Source organism: Streptomyces sp. NPDC047974 (genome assembly GCF_040653375.1).
Classification (GTDB): Bacteria; Actinomycetota; Actinomycetes; order Streptomycetales; family Streptomycetaceae; genus Streptomyces.
On the sequence record NZ_JBEZNU010000001.1, the window covers coordinates 1 to 18,785 of the forward strand.

Consider the following 18,785-nt stretch of genomic DNA (forward strand, 5'->3'; position numbering starts at 1 on the left):
CTTGCGACTGAAGCTACGTCGATGATCACCATGGCCCGCATCCTAGGCACCATTCGCAACCTCACGGACAGCAGACCTAACGAAGCACTACTAGGACCTGTCCGGCCGATCATCGGCAGAAGCTACTGTCGGCGGACCCTTCTGAATCGGGCTGCCAGCTTGGTGGTGCGGGTGCTGAACCGATCCATCAGCCTGATCGCCATGTCGTGGCGGAGCTTGCGGGCCCAGTCGTAGGCGGCTTCGCCGTTCACCGCGAGATGTGGATCAGCACCGTATGCCAGGAGGATCGCGGTCAGTGCGCTGTCGATCGGCTCCCCCGACTGGTTCGCGACATCGACCTCTGTGTCGATGGCGTGCATCAGCAGAGTCATCTGGCAGCAGACCTCGTCAGCGTCGGCTCCCTCGTCGAGGATGCGCGTGAGCGTGGCGTGCTCGCTCAGCTCCACCGCTTGGTGAGCGGGCGTCCAAGGGTTCTTGTGATTCAGGGCATCCGCGATGGTCATTGAGGCATCCACCCAGGGCATTCTGCCCGATGGAACGCGACCTTGATCGGCCGGACAGGTCCTAGACGGAGCCGGTGGCGATGGCAGTGGCGGTGGCAGTGAAGCTCAGCGCGTCGGTGTCCAACGCCAAGACCTGGCGGGACAAGCTCGACCAGGAGCGGCTGGACGCCCTGCGGAAGCTCGGCTTGGCGTGGGCGTGACGGGTGTCGTAGGGCCTCCGTCAGAGGAGGAAGAGCAGGGCCCTTCCGAACGCAGCTACGCCGCATGGTTGCTTCGATGACGCTGTCGCAGTGAAAGCTCTCCACCTGCCGTGGGGCCGAAGCAGGCGGGGGAACGCACTTCTTCGACCGAACTCAGGATGGCCCGTGGCCATCGCACAGGAGGAGAAGCCCGTGGCGAAGCAGACTTTCGATCCCAACAGGCTCACGTTCGAGCAGGGCGTGGAGCGCATCAAGAACGCGGTCCGCGACAGCGGACTCGACGTCGAGGGCAGCATCATCACCTCAAGGGACCCAGGAGTCGAGAAGGCGCTCAAGGTGCTCGAGGTCGACAATGTCCCACCGGGGTTCCGCAAGTGGCAGCTTCCTGTGTACATGGCCTGCGAGTCCCAGCTGTACATCACGGTGGCCGAGCCGGGTGCGCAGGCGTCCCCACACGCGCACAACGGCGGCGCCGGCATCCGGTTCATCGCGAGCGGGTCGATCATCTACGACGGCCATGAGCTCACGGCCGGGGACTGGATGTACATCCCGGCGGGGATGGAGTACTCCTTCGAGGTCGGCCGCTACGGCGCGCTGATGTGTTACTGCTACTGCTGCTCCTGCGCCTGAGAAGAGCCGAACCTCGCCGGGCGGACGCAGCCGGCCGCCCGGCCGGGTCGAGGCCGCCGTAGTCGGTGCCATGCACGGGGCCGCGCGTGCCCGCCGCTCCGGTGTGCTGCCGGCCGCCCTCGCCCCCGTCCTGCCCGCCCAGGCCGCCGAGCCGTACGTCATCCAGGTGTCCGGCGCCCTGACCCGCCGGCCATTCGGCACCGAGATCACCGTCGCTCCGACAAGACCGTCATCGGACTCGGGGACACCGCCGTGCTGGTCCACGACAGGCTGCACCCGGACCCCGGCACCCCCAACGTCATCATCCGCAACCCGACGATCCGGAGCACCGCCGTCGAGGGCCACGGGGACTGCGACGGGGCCTCCAGGAACTCGGCGGAGACTCAGGAGAGGCAGAACTCGTTGCCCTCGATGTCCTGCATCGTGATGCACGACTCGTTGACGCCATCGGCGCGCTGCGTCAGCACGTGCTTCGCGCCGAGCGCCGTCAGCCGTGCACATTCGGCCTCGAGAGTGGCCAGGCGCTCGTCGCCCACGAGCCCCGTACCGACCCGCACGTCGAGGTGCACCCGGTTCTTGACGACCTTGCCTTCGGGAACTCGCTGGAAGAGCACGCGCGGACCCGCACCCGAGGGATCGGTACACGCGAAGTAGACCTCGTCCTCAGGCGGCAGCGAGTGGTGGTACTCCTCCCACGTGGAGAAGCCCTCCGGGACCGTCGGTACGACGTACCCCAGCACCTCGCACCAGAAGGCGGCGAGCCGCGCAGGTTCGGCACAGTCGAAGGTCACTTGGAACTGCTTGATCGTTGACATCGGCGCACGATAACAGGGGTGCTCCCCATCTCCCCAGGCGGGTGGATCCACACGTTGCCAGGAAGACGTCCCCTGCCATCCGCCGTTGCGTCGCGCGATCCCGGACGGGGTGCGCGCGCCTGCTCGGCGTTCCCGCCCCCCTCGTAGGGACGGCCCTCCTGGACTCGTTCCAGCCGGCGCCGGACGACAAGTCTGCGCTGCTCGCCGACGCCGATTCCGACTCCGAGGTGCGGTGGGCCGCTGCGCTGGACGCGTGCGACGCGACGCCCACGACCCGGTGGCGTCCGGGGCCAGGAGAGGCGTGCAACGGGGCCCCGAGGTGGAGGACCGGCCGGCCGTGCACCATCCGGATACCCCGGAGGAGTTCCTGCTCCGGGGTGTACGCACGGCTCGGCGGCACCTTCTCCGCCTGGATGGCGGAGACGCGCTCCCGCCTCCCCCGCGAGGACGTCGCCACGCGCTCCGCGGACCACCCCTGCGGCGCCCCTTGCCGACTGCCCCTGCCGGACCGACGCCACTCCCCCGCTGGTCGAACGGCTCACCCACGAACCGGAGTTCAGTACCCGCCAGGCGGCGGTGGGCAACCCCCGCCGGCCGCCGCACCAGCTCCGCGCAGGCCGAGACGGTGGCCGTCCCGCACCGGGCGGGCGTTGCATGAGCGGAAGAAGACACCCTGTCCGCAGGAGGAACGTGACCCGGGGCTGGGCCTCACCCATCCCACTCGTCTCATCTGTCTCACCTGTCTCACCTGTCTCACCTGTCTCACCTGTCTCACCTGTCTCACCTGTCCTGCCCGTCTCATCGGACTTCTCACCGGAGCGGAACGGAAGGCGCGCGTAGGCCGCTTGAAGGAGCGCTCGACCGCCAGGCAGCCGTGGCGAGGGCAGCCCTGAGGGCGAGGCGGGCGGCCGGAGGGGTACGCGCCCGGTGGAGGCGGAAGCCCCTGACGCCGGGGATCCCGGGGCGCCTGACCCCAGGATCGTGGGGCGCGTGACGCCCCCGGGATCCGCGCCACCGGACCCGCGCCCGCCACAGCGCCTCCCCTCGGCCTGAACGCGTCGGGAAGTGGCGCGGGGCCGATCAGAAGGGGTGGGAGATGCCGTGCGCTTCGAGGGCGTCCGTGCAGCGCTGGAGACGGGCTCCGAGGTCGGCGTGGAGGAGTCCCGCCACAAACCGGGCCTCCTCCAGGTCGCCCGTCCGGGAACAGCTCGGCATCCACCCGTTCCCTCGGCCCTCCGTCCGGTGTCCCTCGCGCGCGCCCGTCGTCCGCGCACGACCGGCAGCCTCGTCCACCTTCCGCGACGCGGAAGATCAACAGGCGCCCGGCACGGGATAGGCTCGGCTGATGGTTCCCGTGCAGCCCCCAGTGGTCATCACCCGTCACCACGACGACGGGATCCATGCCTATACGGTCGAACCGGACGCCATCGGGACGCTGGAGCCCGCCGCGGTGTTCCGGCCGCTGGACGGCGACGAGGTGACGGGGTCGGCGGTCCGGCCGGACCTTGCGCGGGTCGTGTACACCACTCTGCACCGGGTCGTCTGCCTCGACCGCTCAGGCGACCTGCTGTGGGAGTCCGAGTTCGCCCCCCGTTCCGACGTCCGCCACGGCCACCGGCCCGGCTGCGCGCTCTCCCTCGACGGCCGCACCGTCTGGGTCTACCGGCCGGACGCGATGGCGGGCCGCGCCGATGCGGACCAGTGGGTCCTGCACGACGCCGAGAGCGGGGCGGTCCTCGCCCGCCGGGAAGTCCGGACGGCCGGGCACGGCGGCTTCCACCACGTGCACCCCGTGGACGGCAGCGTCTATCTCGACATCGGTGAGGGGCAGGACGGCACGGTCGTCCTGCGCGGCGTGCCCGGTGGCGACGGGGACGTGGACGTGGACGTGGAGTTCACCGAGTACCCCTGGCCCGACCGCTGTCTGATCGCCCTTTCCCCCGGCGGCGAGCAGTTCATGACCGTCGACCACGCGCAGGCGGACGTCGCCTTCCACCGCCACCCCGGCGGCGAGGTGCTCCTCGCCCTCCCGGTCGAGGCCTTCGGGTACGACCCGGACGAGACCGTCGTGGAGTGGAGCGGCGGTTATCTGACGCCGGACACGGCCGTGGTCACCCTCGCCGGCGAGACCGAGGACGGGGAGGACTGGTACCGGTTCCACCTCGTCGACGTGTCCACCGGCACCGTCGACAGCGAGCCGCTGGCCGTCGAGGCCGCCCATTCCTACGACATCCACCCCCTCGGCGACGGATCCTGGCTCACCGAGGGTCCCATCCGCTGGTTCCGGGAGGAGCCGTCGGCGGCCGTACCCCCGTCCCGACCGGCAGACTGACGGATCCGGCGGGCGGGAAGGTCCGGAGGGCGGGAAGGTCCGGAGGACCGGGGAAGTCGGTCGGATCAGCGAAGCCCGCCCTCCCCCGGCCCCGGAACGATGCGACCCACGTCGGCCCACCGCCCTCCCGGCCCCGGAACGGTACGCGCCCCGCCGACGGCCCGGCGTTCGCGCGCCGAGCCGTGGCGGGCCACCGGTCGTCCCCCTACGCCGCCGCCAGGGCCAGCGTCGGTGACTGACGGGCGGCGCGCACCGCCGGGTACAGGCCGGCCACCGTGCCGATCAGGAGCGTCGCGGCGAAGCCGGCTCCGGCCGCCCAGGGCGGGACGACCCAGGGAAGTCCCCCGGCGGAGGCGTACACGGCCGTCGCCGCCGCGCCCAGGCCCACGCCGGCGATGCCGCCGAGGCCCGAGAGCATCAGGGACTCCGTGACGAACTGGATGCGGATCTGACCCCGCGTCGCACCGAGCGAACGGCGCAGTCCGATCTCGTGCCGCCGCTCCAGGACCGAGATGATCATGGTGTTGGCAACCCCGACGCCTCCCACCAGCAGGGCGATCCCGCCCAGGCCCAGGAGCAGGGTGGAGAACGCCCCCTCCGTCGCCGCCTTCGCCTTGAGCGCCTCGGACGGGTCGCTCACGGCGACGTTCTGCGGGTTCCGCGGGTCGATCGTCGGCGCGAGCAGCCGCTGGACCTGCCGGACGGAGGCGTCCGTGGACCGCTCGTACACCGAGGTGGGATGTCCGTCGAAGCCCAGCAGCCGCTGCGCCGCGTCCCAGCCGACGAGCGCGGAGCGCTCGATCTCGGGGGCGAGCGGCAGCGGGTCGAGGATGCCGACGACGGTGAAGTAGCGGTCGTCGACCCAGACCTGGCGCCCCGGCCGGTCGATGCCGAGCCGTTCCGCGGCGACGTGCCCGAGGACGACGGAGGGGTAGCGGCCGGTGGCGGCGTTCAGCCGGCTGCCGGAGGCCAGGGTGCCGCGCAGCACGTCGAGCAGCCCTTCCGTCGCCGCCTTCACCGCGATGCCGCCCGTCTCCTCCTCCGGGATCAGCCGTGAGCGGCGCACCGAGTGCCTGAGGTCTCCGGTCGCGCCGGCCTCCTCCACGCCCTCGATCCGGCCGACCATTCCGACGGCGTCCTTGGGCAGTCTCACCTCCTGACCGCTGAACATCCCCTCGCCGGGCTTGGCGACCAGCATGTTCGTGCCGAGCGCGTCGAGCCGCTGGAGCAACTGCGCCTGGCTGGAGGCCGAGATGCCGACGACCGCGATCATGGTCGCGATGCCGATGGCGATCCCGAGCGCCGACAGCACCACCCGTACGGGCCGGCTGCGCAGCCCCGCCGAGCCGACGTGCAGCACGTCGCGGGGGCCGAGGCGGCGGGCCCTGAGCACGGCGGTCCGCCGGTCACCCGTCTGCCGCGCGGCCGCCGGGGGCGCCGGGGGCGCCGTGCGTGTGCGTCTGCCGGGCATCAGAGCACGACCTTTCCTCGGGTCGAGTCCGCGACGACCCGGCCGTCGCGGATCCGGACCTGTCTCGGCAGCCGTTGCGCGATCTCGGTGTCGTGGGTGATGACCGCGATCGTGGCGCCCTCGTCGTTCAGGGCGTGCAGCAGCTCCATGACGGCCTGGCCCGACGCCGTGTCCAGCGCGCCGGTGGGTTCGTCGGCGAGGAGCAGGTCGGGCTGCCCGACGAGGGCGCGGGCGATGGCGACGCGCTGCTTCTGACCGCCCGACAGCTCGTGCGGCCGGTGCCGCATGCGGTCGGCGAGGCCGACCCGGGCCAGCGCCCCGGCGGCCAGCGCCCGGCGCCGGGCCCGGGGCAGCCCGGAGTAGAGCAGCCCCTCGGCGACGTTCTCGACGGCGCTGAGGCCCGGGGCCAGGTGGAAGGCCTGGAAGACGAAGCCGATGTGGCGGGCGCGCAGGGCCGAGAGGCGGCGGTCGGTGAGCCTCGCGACGTCGTGGCCGGCGATCGCGACCGTTCCCGAGGTGGGGCGGTCGAGGGTGCCGACGATGTGGAGCAGGGTCGACTTGCCGGAGCCCGAGGGGCCGACGATGCCGACGAGTTCGCCCGCTCCGATAATGAGGTCGACGCCGTCGAGCGCGCGGACGCCGCCCGCGTACTCCTTCACGACGCCGGTGAGCTCGACGACCGGCGGCCGGTCGGGGGCGCGGACCGGGCCGTCGACCGGGACGGCGACCTGGCCGGAGACCTGGCCTGAGACCGGTTCGAGCTCCGGGCCGGGGGTGTGGCCGGCGCTGGGGCCCGCGGTGAGGTGCGGGGCGAACTCCCGGCCGGGGGTGTCACCGGGGCCGGGGCCCGCGGTGGAGTGCGGCATGAAGGTCATCAGGACGGCACCCCGACCTTCATGCCCGCGCGCAGGCCCGGGCCGCTGATCTCGACCCGGCCCTGCGCGAACATGCCGAGCTCGACCCGGACGTCCCGCGAGGCACCGTTCTCGACCACCTCGACGCCGAACCCGCCGTCAGGCAGGGCGAGCAGGGCGTTGACCGGGACGGAGAGGACGTCCCTGCGGGTCTCGCCGACGAGCTCGACGGTGACCGGGGACTGGTCGACACCCTTGACCGCGGCCGGGTCGTCGAAGGAGACCGTGATGTCGATCTTGGGGGTGCGATCCTGGGGGTCGTCACCGGCCGTCGCCGTCCTGCCGACCGCCGTCACCTTCCCCGGCAGCCGCGTCCCGTCGGGAAGCGTGACGCCGACGCGCGTCCCCGTCTTCGCGGAACCGGCCTCGGAGGCGGCGACCCGGAAGGAGACGACCCGCTCGGAGCCCGTCACGGTGAGGACCGGGGAGCCCGCCGTGACCCGGTCGCCGGGGGCGATCCGACCCCCGCCGCCGGAGTCGCCACCGGATCCGGAGCCGGCTTCCTTGACCCGTACCGCGCTGCCCGCGAAGGCGATCAGGTCCGGTCCGACGGTGCCGGTCTGCTTCACGCCGTGGGACTTCTGCCAGCGCTTGACGGCCGCGGCCGTCTTCGCCGTGTACTCCTCGTCGACGTCGAAGCCGGTGTACCCGAGGGCGGCGAGGTTCTCCTCCAGCTGCCGTACGTCCCTGCCCTCGTCGCCCGCCTTCAGGGTCCGGTACATGGGCTCGTCGCCGTACATCAGCCGCACGGCCGCGCCGTCGACCTCGTAGAGCCGCTCGTCCCGGGACACGACCGAGCCGGCGGGGGCCAGCCAGGTGAGGGTGCCGCCGGTGCCGCCCGCGTTGATCTTGCGTTCCCCGAGGTGACCGAGGGTTCCGTCCTGCTGTGAGCTGTCCGCCAGGTCGCCCCTGGTGATCGGAGCCGTCGCGGACGGCAGTCCCTCGGAGTCCGCGGGCCCGGACGACGCCTCCGGTGGGACGGTCAGCGCGGTGACGGCGACCCCGCCGCCCGCGAGGGCGACGATGGCGAGGAGCGCGAACCCGAGGCGCCGCCGCCCGAGCGGCCGCCGCTCGCCGGTCCGCGCGTCGTCCGCCGGACCTGTCAGCGGGCCACTCGTCGGGCCACTCGTCGGGCCGTTCAACGGGCCACGCCTTCGCAGGCCTTCATCGCCTTCTCGAACTTCTGCTTCTCCGCGCCCTGCGGTATCGGCAGGGCCTTCTGCGCGCTCCCGTCGAACTTCGGGTCGGGCATGTCGAAGCCGTTCTCCCGCATGCACTTCGCGTACGCGAGCGCCCTGTCCTTGTCGGCCTGTGTCGGCTCCTTGCCGAATCCGCTGCCTCCGGCCTTGTCCGCGCAGGCCTTGAACGCCTTCTCCATCTTCTCTTTCGACATTCCGTCGCCGCCGATGGTGAGCCCGACGCCCTCCTCGCCCGGCTTGGGCTCGGGAACGTCGAGGCCTTGTTCGCGCAGGCACTTGCGGTGCTCGAAGGCCTGGTCGGCCTTCTTCCCCTCCTCGCTCGCGCTCCCGGAGTCCTTCCCGCCGGTGTCGGAACCGGTGCACGCGGTGGCGAGGAGGGCGAGGGCCGCGGCCAGACAGGGGGCGGCTGCCGTGCGGATGATCCGTCGAATCGTCATGCCGCAGAGGCTGCCGCGAAGGGATGTTTCGCTTCTCTCAACGGTTTCGTTTACACCGCCGAAAGGTCCCCTTCGGATACACAGGGGCCATGCGCGTACTGGTGGTGGAGGACGAGGCGTTCCTCGCGGAGATGATCGCGGAGGGGCTGCGCCGCGACGCGATCGCCGTGGACATCGCGGCCGACGGCCTGGAAGCCCTGCGGAAGCTGCGGCTGGGAGAGTACGACGTCCTCGTCCTGGACCGGGACCTTCCCGGGATGCACGGCGACGACGTGTGCCGCCGCGTGGTCGAGCAGCGGCTGATGACCCGGGTCCTGATGCTGACGGCGGCGGGCACGGTACGGGACCGGGTCGAGGGCCTCGGCATGGGCGCCGACGACTACCTGACCAAGCCCTTCGCCTACGACGAGCTCCTCGCGCGCGTCCTGGCCCTGGGCCGGCGCGCGAGGCCCGCGCTCCCGCCCGTCCTCGCACGGCGTGGGATCGTCCTGGACACCGCCCGCCGCCAGGCCGACCGGGACGGACGGCACCTGCACCTGTCGCCCAAGGAGTTCGGCGTCCTGGAGGCGCTGCTGCGCGCCGAAGGCGCCGTGGTCAGCGGCGAGGACCTGATCGAGCAGGTCTGGGAGGAGCACACCAGCTACCGCACCAACGCGGTACGGGTCACCCTCAGCAAGCTGCGGGCCAAACTCGGCGATCCGCCGGTGGTGGAGACCGTCCCCGGCGCCGGCTACCGGATCGCGTCGTGAGGGGCCTGCGCCGCGGGGCCTCGCCGCGCCCCACCGCACCGCGCCCCACCGCACCGCGCCCCTCCGCACGGCGCTCCTCCGCACCGCACCGGACGGCGGACGCCGGCGCGCGGGGCGGCCGCGAGCCGGCTCTGAGCGGCGAACGGGTCCGGCTGACGGCCCTGTACACCGTGCTGCTCGTGGTCGCCGGAGCCCTGCTCTCGGGGGTCGTGTACCTGCTCGTCCAGCAGGGCCTGTACTCGTCGATCAGCGTGGCGGTCACCACCGCGGTCCCGGCCCAGCGGCTGGAGGACCTGCCGTCGCCGTGGGCGACCGCCGGCCCCACCCGGGCCCTGCCGGCGAGCCCCGCGCCGAGCGCCACCGGCGTCCTGCCGGGTGAGGCGATGGCGCTCACGCGCACGGTCAGCGACGCGGCCGGATCCGCCGCCCTGGACCGGCTCCTGACCGTCTCCGTCCTCGTCCTCGTCTGCTACGCGGTCGCGTCGGTCGCGGTCGCGTGGTGGACGGCGGGCCGGGTCCTGCGACCGATCGCCGTGATCACCGACACCGCCCGGCGGCTCTCCGGCGAGAACCTGCACGAGCGGATCGCGCTGGACGGGCCGCCCGGCGAGCTGAAGCGGCTCGCCGACACGTTCGACGGCATGCTCGGCCGGATGGAGCGGCTGGTCTCCGCCCAGCAGCGGTTCGCGGCGAACGCGGCGCACGAACTCCGCACCCCGCTCGCCGTCCAGCGCGCGGCGGCCGAGATCGGACTCGCCGGGGATCCGTCCCCCGAGCAGGTGGCCCGCATCAGGGCGAAGCTCATCGAGGTCGCCGACGACAGCGAGCGGATCATCGAGGGGCTGCTCCTCCTCGCCACCTCCGAACAGGGACTGAAGGAACGCCGCCCGGTCGCGGTGGACGAACTCGCCCGGCAGGCGGCGGCCGCGCTCGCCGACGAGGCGGCCGACCGCGACGTCCGCGTCGCGGTGCGGGCCCTGCCGCTGACCGTCGAGGGCGACCCGGTCCTCCTGGAGCGGCTGCTGCACAACCTGATCGCAAACGCGGTACGGCACAACGTCCCCGGCGGACGCGTCGACGTCCGTACCGGACCGGGCACCGGCATCGAAGTGACCAACACCGGTCCGGTCGTGCCCGCCGAGACGGTCCCGCTGCTCTTCGAGCCCTTCCGCCGCCTGAACGCACGCACGCACGCCCCCGGGGAGGGCGCCGGGCTGGGCCTGCCGATCGTCGACGCCATCGCCCGCGCCCACGGCGCCGAGGCGACGCCGACGCCCAACGCGGGTGAGACGGGCGGTCTGACGGTCCGGGTGACGTTCTAGGCCGGTGGGACCTGGTGGCGGGCGGTGTGGGCACCCCCTCGCAGGAGGGAAGCGCAGAGCGGACTTCCTGACCCGCAGTTCCATCCGATGTCCTCTCCCCCACCCCCCACCCCGCTGGGTTCCCCGCAGTCCCACGCCGGTCGTCCCACACGGTGGAGTCCCACGCCGTACAGCCCTCGCCTCCTCCAGCCCCTCCGCGTGGTGTTGAGGCTCCGGTCAGCGGAGGGACAGATCAGGTCCATCTGCGCGATCGCGAAGAGCGAGACGGTATCGGCGCGGCCATCGAGGTGGCCGGCGGTGAAGTACGGCACAGTGATGAAGGCCTGATCGACGCGGTCGCGGTGGAGGGATGGATGCTCGGCGATCTGGGCGCAGGAGGCTCGGGGGCGATCTCGGTGCCTCGGTGGACACGGCAGAGGAAAGGCACGCCAGGCCCGGCACCGGCGAGGCCGGAAGCGAGGCAGGTGACGGTGGGGGAAGGCTCCGGTCGGGCCCCGGGAATCAGGAGCACGCGAGGCGGCCCCCACGTCGTCGGCGACGGCGACGGCGGCGGTGGCCCCCGAGGGGCGCGTCGCCCGCCGCAGCGGACGGGACACGCTCCACCGGCCGGCTGATCAGGACTTCGCGGCACGGCCTGGCCCCACCCGCCGACGGGAGGCCGCCGGCGTCAGCCCGTACAGGGGCGTCCCGCATGGCACGGGCGCCCTCCACCCCGAAGGGGAACACCTTGCGCAGACGATCCGTCCTGCAGGCCGCCGGCACCCTGGCGGCGGCCCTGACCACCCCGTTCACCTGGGCCTTCGCGGCCACGGCCACCCCGGCCGTGTTGGACCGGCGACTCGACCGAAGTTACGACGGCCGGAGGTACACCGATCTCTCCGCCACGATCGGCACCGTCCGCGGACTCACCGCGGGCACGGTCCTGGCCACCTTCGCCACCACGAGCCGCAACCTCTCGATGACCCTGATCAGCGCCTCGGACCCGACGAAGCCGTCGACGGGACTCACGGTCGGCGTCAGTGGCGGCCGCCTGCAGTTCTCCGTCCGCCAGGGCGGGGTCGTGAAACAGAACCACCTCACCCGCACCATGTACGACGACGGTGCGCTCCACACCGTCGCGATCACCGTCTCCCCGGCCGGTTGTACGTTCCACGCCGACGGACGCCCCGTCCTCACCGTCCCCCAGGCGTCCTTCTTCGGTTCGGTGCCCGGCCTCACCGCGCTCAACGTCGCCCGCACGCTCGACAGCGAGCAGCCCGGTGGCAGGTGGTTCTACACCGGCAGGATCCAGCGGGTCGCCGTCTGGGACCGCGTCCTGACCCAGTCGGAGATCGCCGCCGAGAGCGTCCGTGTGGACCTCGCCGACGCCGGCCGGCTCTCGATGATCCTCAACTCCGACAAGCCTGCCGTCTGGTTGACCACCGGGGACAGCATCACCCACGGCGCCCTGTGGACCAACGGCTGGCGCAGCTACCCCGAGCACTTCCAGGAGCGGGTGCGCTGGGAACTCGGCAGGCCGAAGAACAGCGATTTCGTCATCGACACCGGCGTCAGCGGCAGCACCACGAACGACCTCGTGGCGAAGTTCGCCGATCGGGTCGCCGCGTTCCGCCCCCGCGTCGTATCGATCATGCTCGGAACGAACGACGCCGCCACCGCGGCCACCGGGCCCTCTGTCTTCCGGTCCAACCTGCGCAAGCTGGTGACGGCTGTCCGCGCTGTGCCCGACGGGGCGATCCCCCTGCTCCAGACACCCAACCCGGTCGACGTCGACCGCTGGACCGATCGGGCTTCCCTCGGCGACTACGCCCGGATCACCCGGGAGGTCGCGGCCGAACTGAACGTCGTCCTCGTCGACCATCACGCGCACTGGCTGAAGTCCAACGGAGGGGCGGTGCCCCTCTCCCTCCTCGGTGACGGACTCCATCCCAACCAGCGCGGCCACCTCGTGATGGCCAAGAAGATGATCAGGGATCTGCGGCTCCACGACCCCGCCAGCCGTGTCTGCGGGCTGACGATCCCCTGACGCCCGCCGGCGGGCGCGGTCGGACCGGGCCGGCACCGCGATGCCGGCCCGGTCCGACAGGCAGCACACCGCGGCGGTGCACGGATTCCCGAGTTCCGAACACGATGATCGATGTAACGCCTGCTACATTCTGCGCCGTGACGGAACCCGATGACTCCGTGCGGTGGCTGATCCTGGTGATCAAGCTGCCCGCCGAACCCTCCCGGCACCGCGTGGCGGTGTGGCGGGAGCTGCGCAGGATCGGCGCCCTCTCCCTGGGCCAGGGGATCTGGGCCGTACCGGAGGTCCCGGTCTTCGCCGACGGGGTCCGGCGCGCCCTCGAACTCACCGACGGTGCGGGCGGTCAGGGCATCACGCTCCAGGCCGCGGGCCGCTCCGCCGATGACGCCGCCCGCTTCCGTGAGCTGTTCACGGCCGCCCGCTCGGCGGACTGGGCGGAGTTTCTCTCCGACTGCGCGAAGTTCGGGGCGGAGATCGCCAAGGAGATCCGGATCGGCAAGTTCACCCTCGCCGAACTGGAGGAGGAGGAACAGAGCCTGGAGCGCCTGCGCCGCTGGCACCGCGACCTCACCGCCCGGGACGTGTTCGGAGCTCCCGAGGCCGCCGAGGCCGCAGCGCGGCTGAGGCAGTGCACCGCCGAGTGCGAGGACTACGCCGAGCGCGTCTTCGCCGCCCTCCACACCGGCAGCGAGGAACCCTCATGACCAGCGCCTCCCCCCGGCCCATACCCCAGGCCGCCCCGAGACGGGCGATGTGGCCCCTGTACGCGGCCGGGTTCACCACCGCGTTCGGCGCCCACGGCATCGCCGCCAACCTCGGCGGGTTCACCGAGGACGCCGTCACCTCCCTGCTCGTCCTGGGTGGACTGCTCGCCCTCTACGACGGCGCCGAGGTCCTCCTCAAGCCCGTCTTCGGCTCGCTCGCCGACCGGATCGGCGGCAAGCCCGTCCTCCTCGGCGGCCTCGTCGCCTTCGCCGCCGCCTCGGCGCTGTACGCCCTCGCCGACAGCCCCGGCTGGCTGTGGGCCGCCCGCCTCGGCCAGGGCGCCGCCGCCTCCGCCTTCTCCCCCGCGGCCTCCGCGATGGTCGCCCGCCTCAACCCGTCGGCCAAGCGCGGGCGCGCGTTCGGCAGCTACGGCTTCTACAAGTCCATCGGCTACACCCTCGGCCCCCTGCTCGGCGGCCTGCTGGTCTGGGCCGGCGGTCTGCGTCTGCTGTTCACCGTCATGGCCCTGTGCGCCGCCGCGGTCTCCCTGTGGGCCGCCCTCGCCGTGCCCGCCGTACCCCCACTGCCCCGCAAGCGGCAGACGGTCGCCGACCTCGCCCGCCGCCTGGCCGACCGCTCCTTCCTCGCCCCCACCGCGGCCCTCGCCGCCGCCACCGCCGCCCTCTCCGTCGGCGTCGGCTTCCTGCCCGTCACCGGCGCCGCCGCCGGACTCGGCCCACTCGCCACCGGTGCCGCCGTCTCCGTCCTCGCCGCCACCGCCGCCCTCGTGCAGCCCAAGGCCGGCCGCGCCCTCGACGCCGGGCGCCTCACCACCCGCGCCGGCCTGCTCACCGGACTCCTCGTCACCGCCGCCGGTCTCGCCGCCGCGATGCTGCCGGGGCTCGCCGGAATCCTCCTCGCCGCCGCGCTCATCGGGACCGGCACCGGCCTGATCACCCCGCTCGGCTTCGCCGCCCTGGCCGCGGCCACCCCCGAGGAACGCATGGGCCAGACCATGGGCTCAGCGGAACTCGGCCGCGAACTCGGCGACGCCGGAGGCCCCCTCCTCGTCGCCGGCGTCGCCACCGTCACCACCCTCACCACCGGCTACGGCGCCCTCGCCCTCCTCCTCGCCGCAGCCCCCCTGATCGCCCTGGCCCGCCGCCCCCGGACAACCCCCGCACCGAAGGAAGCCCACAGCTCCACCGAGAACCACTGAACCCACGAGAGCCCCGGCCCCTCCTCGTCCCGGGCGTCCGGTTCACGGCTGTACGCACCATGGCCCAGGCGCTCGTACAGGTCACGAGCCGGTGCTGCCGGGCGCGCGGGTTCTCGGGGTCTCGCCGTCGAGGATGCCGGTGGCGAAGAGCCGGCCGGCACGGGCGAGCGCGTCGAGCCGCTGGGGAAGGTCGCCCTTCGGTCGTGCGCGGTGGAGTTCGGCGAGGATGCGCCGGACGAGGAGCGGCGGCAGCGCCAGGCCGAGGTCGGCCACGGGGCGGCCCGTGACGTCGTGGACCCGATGATGCCCCGCCGGTCCGGGCGAGCCTCGGGCGGCATCGTACGCAAGGGGCGCGAGGCATCGGGAGTACGCCCCAGGCTCGCCCGGACCGGCGGGACGGTCTGCCGTGCCGCGGCTGCGGTGTTCGGCCGTTCGGCTCCCTGGGGGCGTGCGAGGAGTCGGAAGCGGGGAGGCAGACGGGAACATGTCGCCGCCCGCCCCGGAGTCCTACCGTGTCCCCGTTCCTCGACGCCGACGTCCTCACGCGCCTCGGGCCCGGCCATGCCGGCCGGTTCGCGCGGGACGGCTACCTCGCCCTGCCCGGGCTGCTGACCGGCGACGGGCTCGCCGCACTGGGACGGGAGGCCACCGGCCTGGAGGCCAGGGCACGGCGCCGCGACTTCGCGATGGAGTGCATGGACGACTCGCCCCGCCACATGACGACCCTCGGCGGCCACGTCATCAGCGAGACGTCCGGGCTGATCCCCGCGCTGTACCGGGACCGGAACCTCATCGGCCTGGTGGGACAGGTGGCCGGCGAGCCCGTCGTCCAGGTCGAGGACCCCGTCGAGCGGCACGTGCTGAACATCCTGCACCGCGCCGGCGACACCCACGGCGCCCACACGGACGACCACCCGTTCGCCCTCGTCCTCTTCCTCGAAGCGCCGGACGACCCCGCGGACGGCGGACTGGTCCACTTCCTGCCCCGGGCCGCGTCCCTGCGGAACCTGGACGACAGCCACGCCCGCACCGCCCACCACCACGCCGGGGACGCCTACCTGCTCCGCAGCGACACCACCGCGCACCGCGTCACGCCCCTGACACGCCCGGGCCTGCGTCGTACCGTGCTGAACTTCGCCTACACGACCCCGACCGCTCACCCCCGGCGGACGTCTTCGGCCACCGAACTCTACGGGTGACGCGAGGCGTTCACCCCACGACGTGCGTCTCCCCTCCCTCTCCCGAGCCGGCGACTGCCACCGCGCCGTGGACGGGGCCGGGCGAGGCCGGATGTGGGACGGTGGGGGCATGCCGGTTCCCGTGATTCTCGACTGCGACCCCGGTCACGACGACGCGTTCAACATCCTCCTCGCCGCCGCCCATCCGGCGGTCGAACTGCTCGCCATCACCACCGTCGCGGGCAACCAGACGGTGGAGAAGACCACGCTCAACGCCCGGCGGGTGTGCGCGGCGGCCGGGATCCGGGGCGTGCCGATCGCCGCGGGCCGCGCCCGGCCGCTGCGCGGACCGGGCCGGGTCGCCGAGGACATCCACGGCGCCTCGGGGCTCGACGGCCCCGGTTTCGGCACGGCCGAGCCGGACGTGCCGCAGGACCCGCGCGACGCGCTCGCCCTGCTGCGGGACACCCTTCTGGCGCACCCGGAGCCGGTGACGCTCGTGCCGACCGGGCCGCTCACCAACATCGCGGTGCTGCTGCTCGCGCATCCCGAACTCGCCGCCCGCATCGGGCGGATCGTGCTCATGGGCGGTTCGACGGAACGGGGGAACACCACGCCCGCCGCCGAGTTCAACATCCTGTGCGACCCGGAGGCGGCCGACATCGTCTTCCGCAGCGGGCTGCCGGTGACGATGTTCGGCCTCAACGCGACCCACCAGGTGCGGGCCACCCCCGAGGTGGTCGCCCGGATCGCCGCCCTCGGCACCCCGCTGAGCCGGCTCTGTGTCGAGCTGCTCACCTACTTCGCGTCCACCTACCGCGAGGTGTTCGGCTTCGACGCGCCCCCGCTGCACGATCCGCTCACGGTCGCCCACCTGATCGATCCGGCGCTGGCCCGTGTCGTCCGGGCGGCGGTGACGGTGGAGCTGGACGGGACGCACACCCGGGGCGCGACGGTGGTCGACCTGCACGGGGTGACGGGCCGGCCGGCCGGCGTCGACGTCGCCACCGACGTCGACGCGGACCGGTTCTGGGACCTGATCGTGGAGGCCGTACGCACGCTCGGCGGGCCCGCCGGGACCTGAACCCGGGATCCCGGGAACCCGGCTCCCGGGCACCCGGGCTCCCGGACTACGGCTGGGCGTCGAGCCAGCTCAGCTTGTGCCCGTAGAGCACCCGCTGGCAGTAGTCGGTGCCCACCGGATCGGCGGCGTCCCGATTCGCGGTGCAGTCGGACGCCGACCCGGGCCGGTGTTCGGAGAGGGACCACAGGCGGCCGGTGCCGCGCTCCAGGTAGAGGTCCTCGGCGCCTCGGGCGGTCCTGACGGCCTGGCCGTCCTGGACCAGCTGACCGTTGCTCCACTGGTACCGCCAGAGGTTGCCGGGTTCGTCCGTGCCCTTGGACTCGTTGACGTACAGCGTGCCGCCGTTCGCCGCCGCTCCCTGCGCGCCGCCGCCTGTCAGGGGCAGGTAGTTGGCCCAGCCCTCCGCGGGCACGTCGGCGGAGCGTCCCTCCAGGGCCGCGACGGGGTACGAGGCGATGCGCCCGGTGGACGGGTAGCCGGACTGCGGACGGCAGTACTCGCCCATCAGCAGCCGGTCCGGGGTGGTGCTGCGGTCGAGCGAGATGTACGAGGCCTTCGGGGCGCCGGTCGAGACGCAGGCGTAGGAGCCCTTGGGGTTGCTCTGGGTCGCCTTGAACTTCCAGGCGGCGACCTGCGGCATCACATAGCGGTAGCCGAAGCTGTACCAGACGTTGTTGTGCCGGCCGACCTTCGTCTTGTCCTGGACGTTCGCGGTCGTCTGCACGCCGTCGGTGTCGGTGCCCATCGCGTCGTGCGTGGCGGGGTCGCCGTCCGGGTCCAGGTCCATGATGGTGCGCATGTCGAAGACGCGCAGGCCGTTGCGGGTGTCGGCGACGTAGAGGTAGTTGCCGTACCAGACGATCCCGCCGGCGTGGACGCCCTTCTGGATGGGGTACTCCGCGGCGTGCAGCCCGTCGAAGGAGACGTGGTCGGCGGAGTTCACGTAGGTCCAGCCCAGCAGGACGTGCCGGTACTTGGTCTCGGGGCTGCCGGTGGCCGGGTTGGTCCGGCTCTGGACGAAGGTGATCCGGACGCCCTTCTGGCTGCAGGCGTCGTCGGCGGCCAGTTCGGCGGCGGTGCAGTCGCCGGTCGCCGGGTCCGGGTCGGTCTCGCGGCCCGGGTCCCAGCCGTCGTACGAGGCGAAGAGCTGGATGTTCCCGGCCTCTCCCCACAGTTCGTTGTCCTTGGCGTCGGAGACGCCGGTGATGCCCTGGGGCACCCACTCGCGCGAGACGGAGTCGTCGCTCTGGAGGCAGTACTTGACGTCGGGGTCGGACGCGGTGCCGAACGGGTCACGGGAGCACCACGGTTCGGCCGTGCGGTTCGCTCCGGCGAGGAGGTTCTGCACGCCCGACTTGGGCAGGACGGCGTCCAGCCGGGCGACCCGGGTCGTGGTCTCGGCGTTCAGCGCGCCGGGCGACAGGGTGAAGTCGCCCGGCGAGGCCGCGCCGCCGGGCGAGGTCCAGGCGGTGGCCGCGAACGGCGCGGGCGCGGCCTCGGCCGTGAGGGGCTCCTGGATCGTGGGGTCCGTGACGGGCGCGTCCTCGGCCTGAGCCGGGGCCACCAGGCCGGTGAACGCGAGCGAGGCCGCGACGGCGGCGGTGAACCAGGCGCGGCGTATTCGCCTTGAGGGCATGTGAGCGTGCCTCCGTGCTCATGTGCGGGACAAGTGACACGGAGGCTTCCAGAACGCCGGAGCAACGCGCAAACCTGATCGACAGAACGTCAGGGAGTCGCCGGGGAGGTGGACTTGGCGACGGTTTGGGAGGCTATACGCCCCTGCGGCCGAGGGCGCGGTTGTCCCCGGGAGGTCCGAACCCCCGCGGACCGGTGCAGGACCTTCCCCCGATCCGCACATGATCCCCACAGCGGAGGGACGCCGCCGGCCACGACGGCATCGCCGGAGAACTCGCGTCGGTCGGCCGCGACCCGGCCGGCGACCGCGCCCTGGGTCGGACGCGCTCCAGGCCCTCGGACGTGTCGCTGCCGGACCTGAGGTAG

The 18,785-nt window shown here is 72.8% G+C and carries 19 protein-coding genes; 10 read left to right on the forward strand and 9 right to left on the reverse strand.

The annotated features are described in order from the left end of the window. Positions 1 to 122 precede the first annotated feature (122 nt). Entirely contained in the window at positions 123 to 503 is a 381-nt protein-coding gene (locus AB0E19_RS00005) for an ankyrin repeat domain-containing protein (RefSeq protein ID WP_362170563.1), read from the reverse strand. An 80-nt stretch (positions 504 to 583) separates the two neighbouring features. On the opposite strand from AB0E19_RS00005, the gene AB0E19_RS00010 reads away from it, so the two are divergent. Both AB0E19_RS00010 and AB0E19_RS00015 read left to right on the forward strand, forming a co-directional pair. Next, entirely contained in the window at positions 584 to 703 is a 120-nt protein-coding gene (locus AB0E19_RS00010; RefSeq protein ID WP_362170566.1) for a helicase, read from the forward strand. A 165-nt stretch (positions 704 to 868) separates the two neighbouring features. Then, the gene (locus AB0E19_RS00015) at positions 869 to 1,333 is read left to right on the forward strand and encodes a cupin domain-containing protein (protein ID WP_362170569.1); all 465 of its coding nucleotides are present in this window, start codon (positions 869 to 871) and stop codon (positions 1,331 to 1,333) included. A 383-nt stretch (positions 1,334 to 1,716) separates the two neighbouring features. Here AB0E19_RS00015 and AB0E19_RS00020 read toward each other — a convergent pair whose 3' ends face one another. Together AB0E19_RS00020 and AB0E19_RS00025 are read right to left on the reverse strand one after the other, a co-directional pair. Beyond that, positions 1,717 to 2,148 (reverse strand): VOC family protein, encoded by a 432-nt coding sequence (locus AB0E19_RS00020; protein ID WP_362170572.1) that lies wholly within the window; start codon positions 2,146 to 2,148, stop codon positions 1,717 to 1,719. A gap of 1,080 nt (positions 2,149 to 3,228) precedes the next feature. Then, the gene (locus tag AB0E19_RS00025; protein WP_362170575.1) at positions 3,229 to 3,363 is read right to left on the reverse strand and encodes a hypothetical protein; all 135 of its coding nucleotides are present in this window, start codon (positions 3,361 to 3,363) and stop codon (positions 3,229 to 3,231) included. Positions 3,364 to 3,493: 130 nt separating this feature from the next. On the opposite strand from AB0E19_RS00025, the gene AB0E19_RS00030 reads away from it, so the two are divergent. Further along, positions 3,494 to 4,480, forward strand: a complete 987-nt coding sequence (locus tag AB0E19_RS00030; RefSeq protein ID WP_362170578.1) for a hypothetical protein — start codon at positions 3,494 to 3,496, stop codon at positions 4,478 to 4,480. A gap of 205 nt (positions 4,481 to 4,685) precedes the next feature. Here the strand turns inward: AB0E19_RS00030 and AB0E19_RS00035 are convergent, their stop codons facing one another. The 4 genes from AB0E19_RS00035 to AB0E19_RS00050 form a co-directional block, all read right to left on the reverse strand. After that, the gene (locus AB0E19_RS00035; protein ID WP_362170581.1) at positions 4,686 to 5,951 is read right to left on the reverse strand and encodes an ABC transporter permease; all 1,266 of its coding nucleotides are present in this window, start codon (positions 5,949 to 5,951) and stop codon (positions 4,686 to 4,688) included. Beyond that, positions 5,951 to 6,826, reverse strand: coding sequence for an ABC transporter ATP-binding protein (locus AB0E19_RS00040; RefSeq protein WP_362170584.1), 876 nt, complete (start codon positions 6,824 to 6,826; stop codon positions 5,951 to 5,953). The genes AB0E19_RS00035 and AB0E19_RS00040 overlap by 1 nt, the downstream gene beginning before the upstream one ends. After that, on the reverse strand, positions 6,826 to 7,890 hold the full coding sequence (locus tag AB0E19_RS00045) for a peptidoglycan-binding protein (protein WP_362172235.1): 1,065 nt from the start codon (positions 7,888 to 7,890) through the stop codon (positions 6,826 to 6,828). The genes AB0E19_RS00040 and AB0E19_RS00045 overlap by 1 nt, the downstream gene beginning before the upstream one ends. Positions 7,891 to 8,003: 113 nt before the next feature. Further along, positions 8,004 to 8,501 (reverse strand): hypothetical protein, encoded by a 498-nt coding sequence (locus AB0E19_RS00050; RefSeq protein WP_362170587.1) that lies wholly within the window; start codon positions 8,499 to 8,501, stop codon positions 8,004 to 8,006. Positions 8,502 to 8,590: 89 nt separating this feature from the next. On the opposite strand from AB0E19_RS00050, the gene AB0E19_RS00055 reads away from it, so the two are divergent. The 5 genes from AB0E19_RS00055 to AB0E19_RS00075 all read left to right on the forward strand — a co-directional run bounded on the left by AB0E19_RS00055 (position 8,591) and on the right by AB0E19_RS00075 (position 14,522). Continuing rightward, positions 8,591 to 9,250, forward strand: coding sequence for a response regulator transcription factor (locus AB0E19_RS00055; protein ID WP_362170590.1), 660 nt, complete (start codon positions 8,591 to 8,593; stop codon positions 9,248 to 9,250). Positions 9,251 to 9,381: 131 nt separating this feature from the next. Further along, positions 9,382 to 10,572 carry an ATP-binding protein gene (locus AB0E19_RS00060; RefSeq protein ID WP_362172238.1) on the forward strand — a complete coding sequence of 397 codons (1,191 nt, stop codon included), beginning with the start codon at positions 9,382 to 9,384 and terminating at the stop codon, positions 10,570 to 10,572. A 727-nt stretch (positions 10,573 to 11,299) separates the two neighbouring features. Then, the gene (locus tag AB0E19_RS00065; protein WP_362170592.1) at positions 11,300 to 12,598 is read left to right on the forward strand and encodes a GDSL-type esterase/lipase family protein; all 1,299 of its coding nucleotides are present in this window, start codon (positions 11,300 to 11,302) and stop codon (positions 12,596 to 12,598) included. A 137-nt stretch (positions 12,599 to 12,735) separates the two neighbouring features. Further along, a complete protein-coding gene (locus AB0E19_RS00070; RefSeq protein WP_362170595.1) occupies positions 12,736 to 13,302 on the forward strand; it encodes a Chromate resistance protein ChrB in 567 nt (188 codons plus the stop codon). After that, positions 13,299 to 14,522: an MFS transporter gene (locus AB0E19_RS00075; protein ID WP_362170598.1), complete on the forward strand. Its 1,224-nt coding sequence runs from the start codon at positions 13,299 to 13,301 to the stop codon at positions 14,520 to 14,522. The genes AB0E19_RS00070 and AB0E19_RS00075 overlap by 4 nt, the downstream gene beginning before the upstream one ends. 81 nt (positions 14,523 to 14,603) lie before the next feature. Here AB0E19_RS00075 and AB0E19_RS00080 read toward each other — a convergent pair whose 3' ends face one another. After that, a complete protein-coding gene (locus AB0E19_RS00080) occupies positions 14,604 to 14,795 on the reverse strand; it encodes a hypothetical protein (protein ID WP_362170601.1) in 192 nt (63 codons plus the stop codon). 239 nt (positions 14,796 to 15,034) lie between these two features. Here AB0E19_RS00080 and AB0E19_RS00085 point away from each other — a divergent pair, with 239 nt between their 5' ends. Together AB0E19_RS00085 and AB0E19_RS00090 are read left to right on the forward strand one after the other, a co-directional pair. Beyond that, on the forward strand, positions 15,035 to 15,721 hold the full coding sequence (locus AB0E19_RS00085) for a hypothetical protein (protein ID WP_362170604.1): 687 nt from the start codon (positions 15,035 to 15,037) through the stop codon (positions 15,719 to 15,721). A 109-nt stretch (positions 15,722 to 15,830) separates the two neighbouring features. Beyond that, entirely contained in the window at positions 15,831 to 16,784 is a 954-nt protein-coding gene (locus tag AB0E19_RS00090; RefSeq protein ID WP_362170607.1) for a nucleoside hydrolase, read from the forward strand. 46 nt (positions 16,785 to 16,830) lie between these two features. Here the strand turns inward: AB0E19_RS00090 and AB0E19_RS00095 are convergent, their stop codons facing one another. Continuing rightward, positions 16,831 to 18,420, reverse strand: coding sequence for a hypothetical protein (locus AB0E19_RS00095; protein ID WP_362170609.1), 1,590 nt, complete (start codon positions 18,418 to 18,420; stop codon positions 16,831 to 16,833). Between the last annotated feature and the right edge of the window lie 365 nt (positions 18,421 to 18,785).

What these genes read in the sequence shown, in the direction of transcription:
- AB0E19_RS00005 (WP_362170563.1), bottom strand. Translation starts at nt 503, where the DNA reads ATGACCATCGCGGATGCCCTGAATCACAAGAACCCTTGGACGCCCGCT.
- AB0E19_RS00010 (WP_362170566.1), top strand. Translation starts at nt 584, where the DNA reads ATGGCAGTGGCGGTGGCAGTGAAGCTCAGCGCGTCGGTGTCCAACGCC.
- AB0E19_RS00020 (WP_362170572.1), bottom strand. Translation starts at nt 2,148, where the DNA reads ATGTCAACGATCAAGCAGTTCCAAGTGACCTTCGACTGTGCCGAACCT.
- AB0E19_RS00025 (WP_362170575.1), bottom strand. Translation starts at nt 3,363, where the DNA reads ATGCCGAGCTGTTCCCGGACGGGCGACCTGGAGGAGGCCCGGTTTGTG.
- AB0E19_RS00030 (WP_362170578.1), top strand. Translation starts at nt 3,494, where the DNA reads ATGGTTCCCGTGCAGCCCCCAGTGGTCATCACCCGTCACCACGACGAC.
- AB0E19_RS00035 (WP_362170581.1), bottom strand. Translation starts at nt 5,951, where the DNA reads ATGCCCGGCAGACGCACACGCACGGCGCCCCCGGCGCCCCCGGCGGCC.
- AB0E19_RS00040 (WP_362170584.1), bottom strand. Translation starts at nt 6,826, where the DNA reads ATGACCTTCATGCCGCACTCCACCGCGGGCCCCGGCCCCGGTGACACC.
- AB0E19_RS00050 (WP_362170587.1), bottom strand. Translation starts at nt 8,501, where the DNA reads ATGACGATTCGACGGATCATCCGCACGGCAGCCGCCCCCTGTCTGGCC.
- AB0E19_RS00055 (WP_362170590.1), top strand. Translation starts at nt 8,591, where the DNA reads ATGCGCGTACTGGTGGTGGAGGACGAGGCGTTCCTCGCGGAGATGATC.
- AB0E19_RS00075 (WP_362170598.1), top strand. Translation starts at nt 13,299, where the DNA reads ATGACCAGCGCCTCCCCCCGGCCCATACCCCAGGCCGCCCCGAGACGG.
- AB0E19_RS00090 (WP_362170607.1), top strand. Translation starts at nt 15,831, where the DNA reads ATGCCGGTTCCCGTGATTCTCGACTGCGACCCCGGTCACGACGACGCG.
- AB0E19_RS00095 (WP_362170609.1), bottom strand. Translation starts at nt 18,420, where the DNA reads ATGCCCTCAAGGCGAATACGCCGCGCCTGGTTCACCGCCGCCGTCGCG.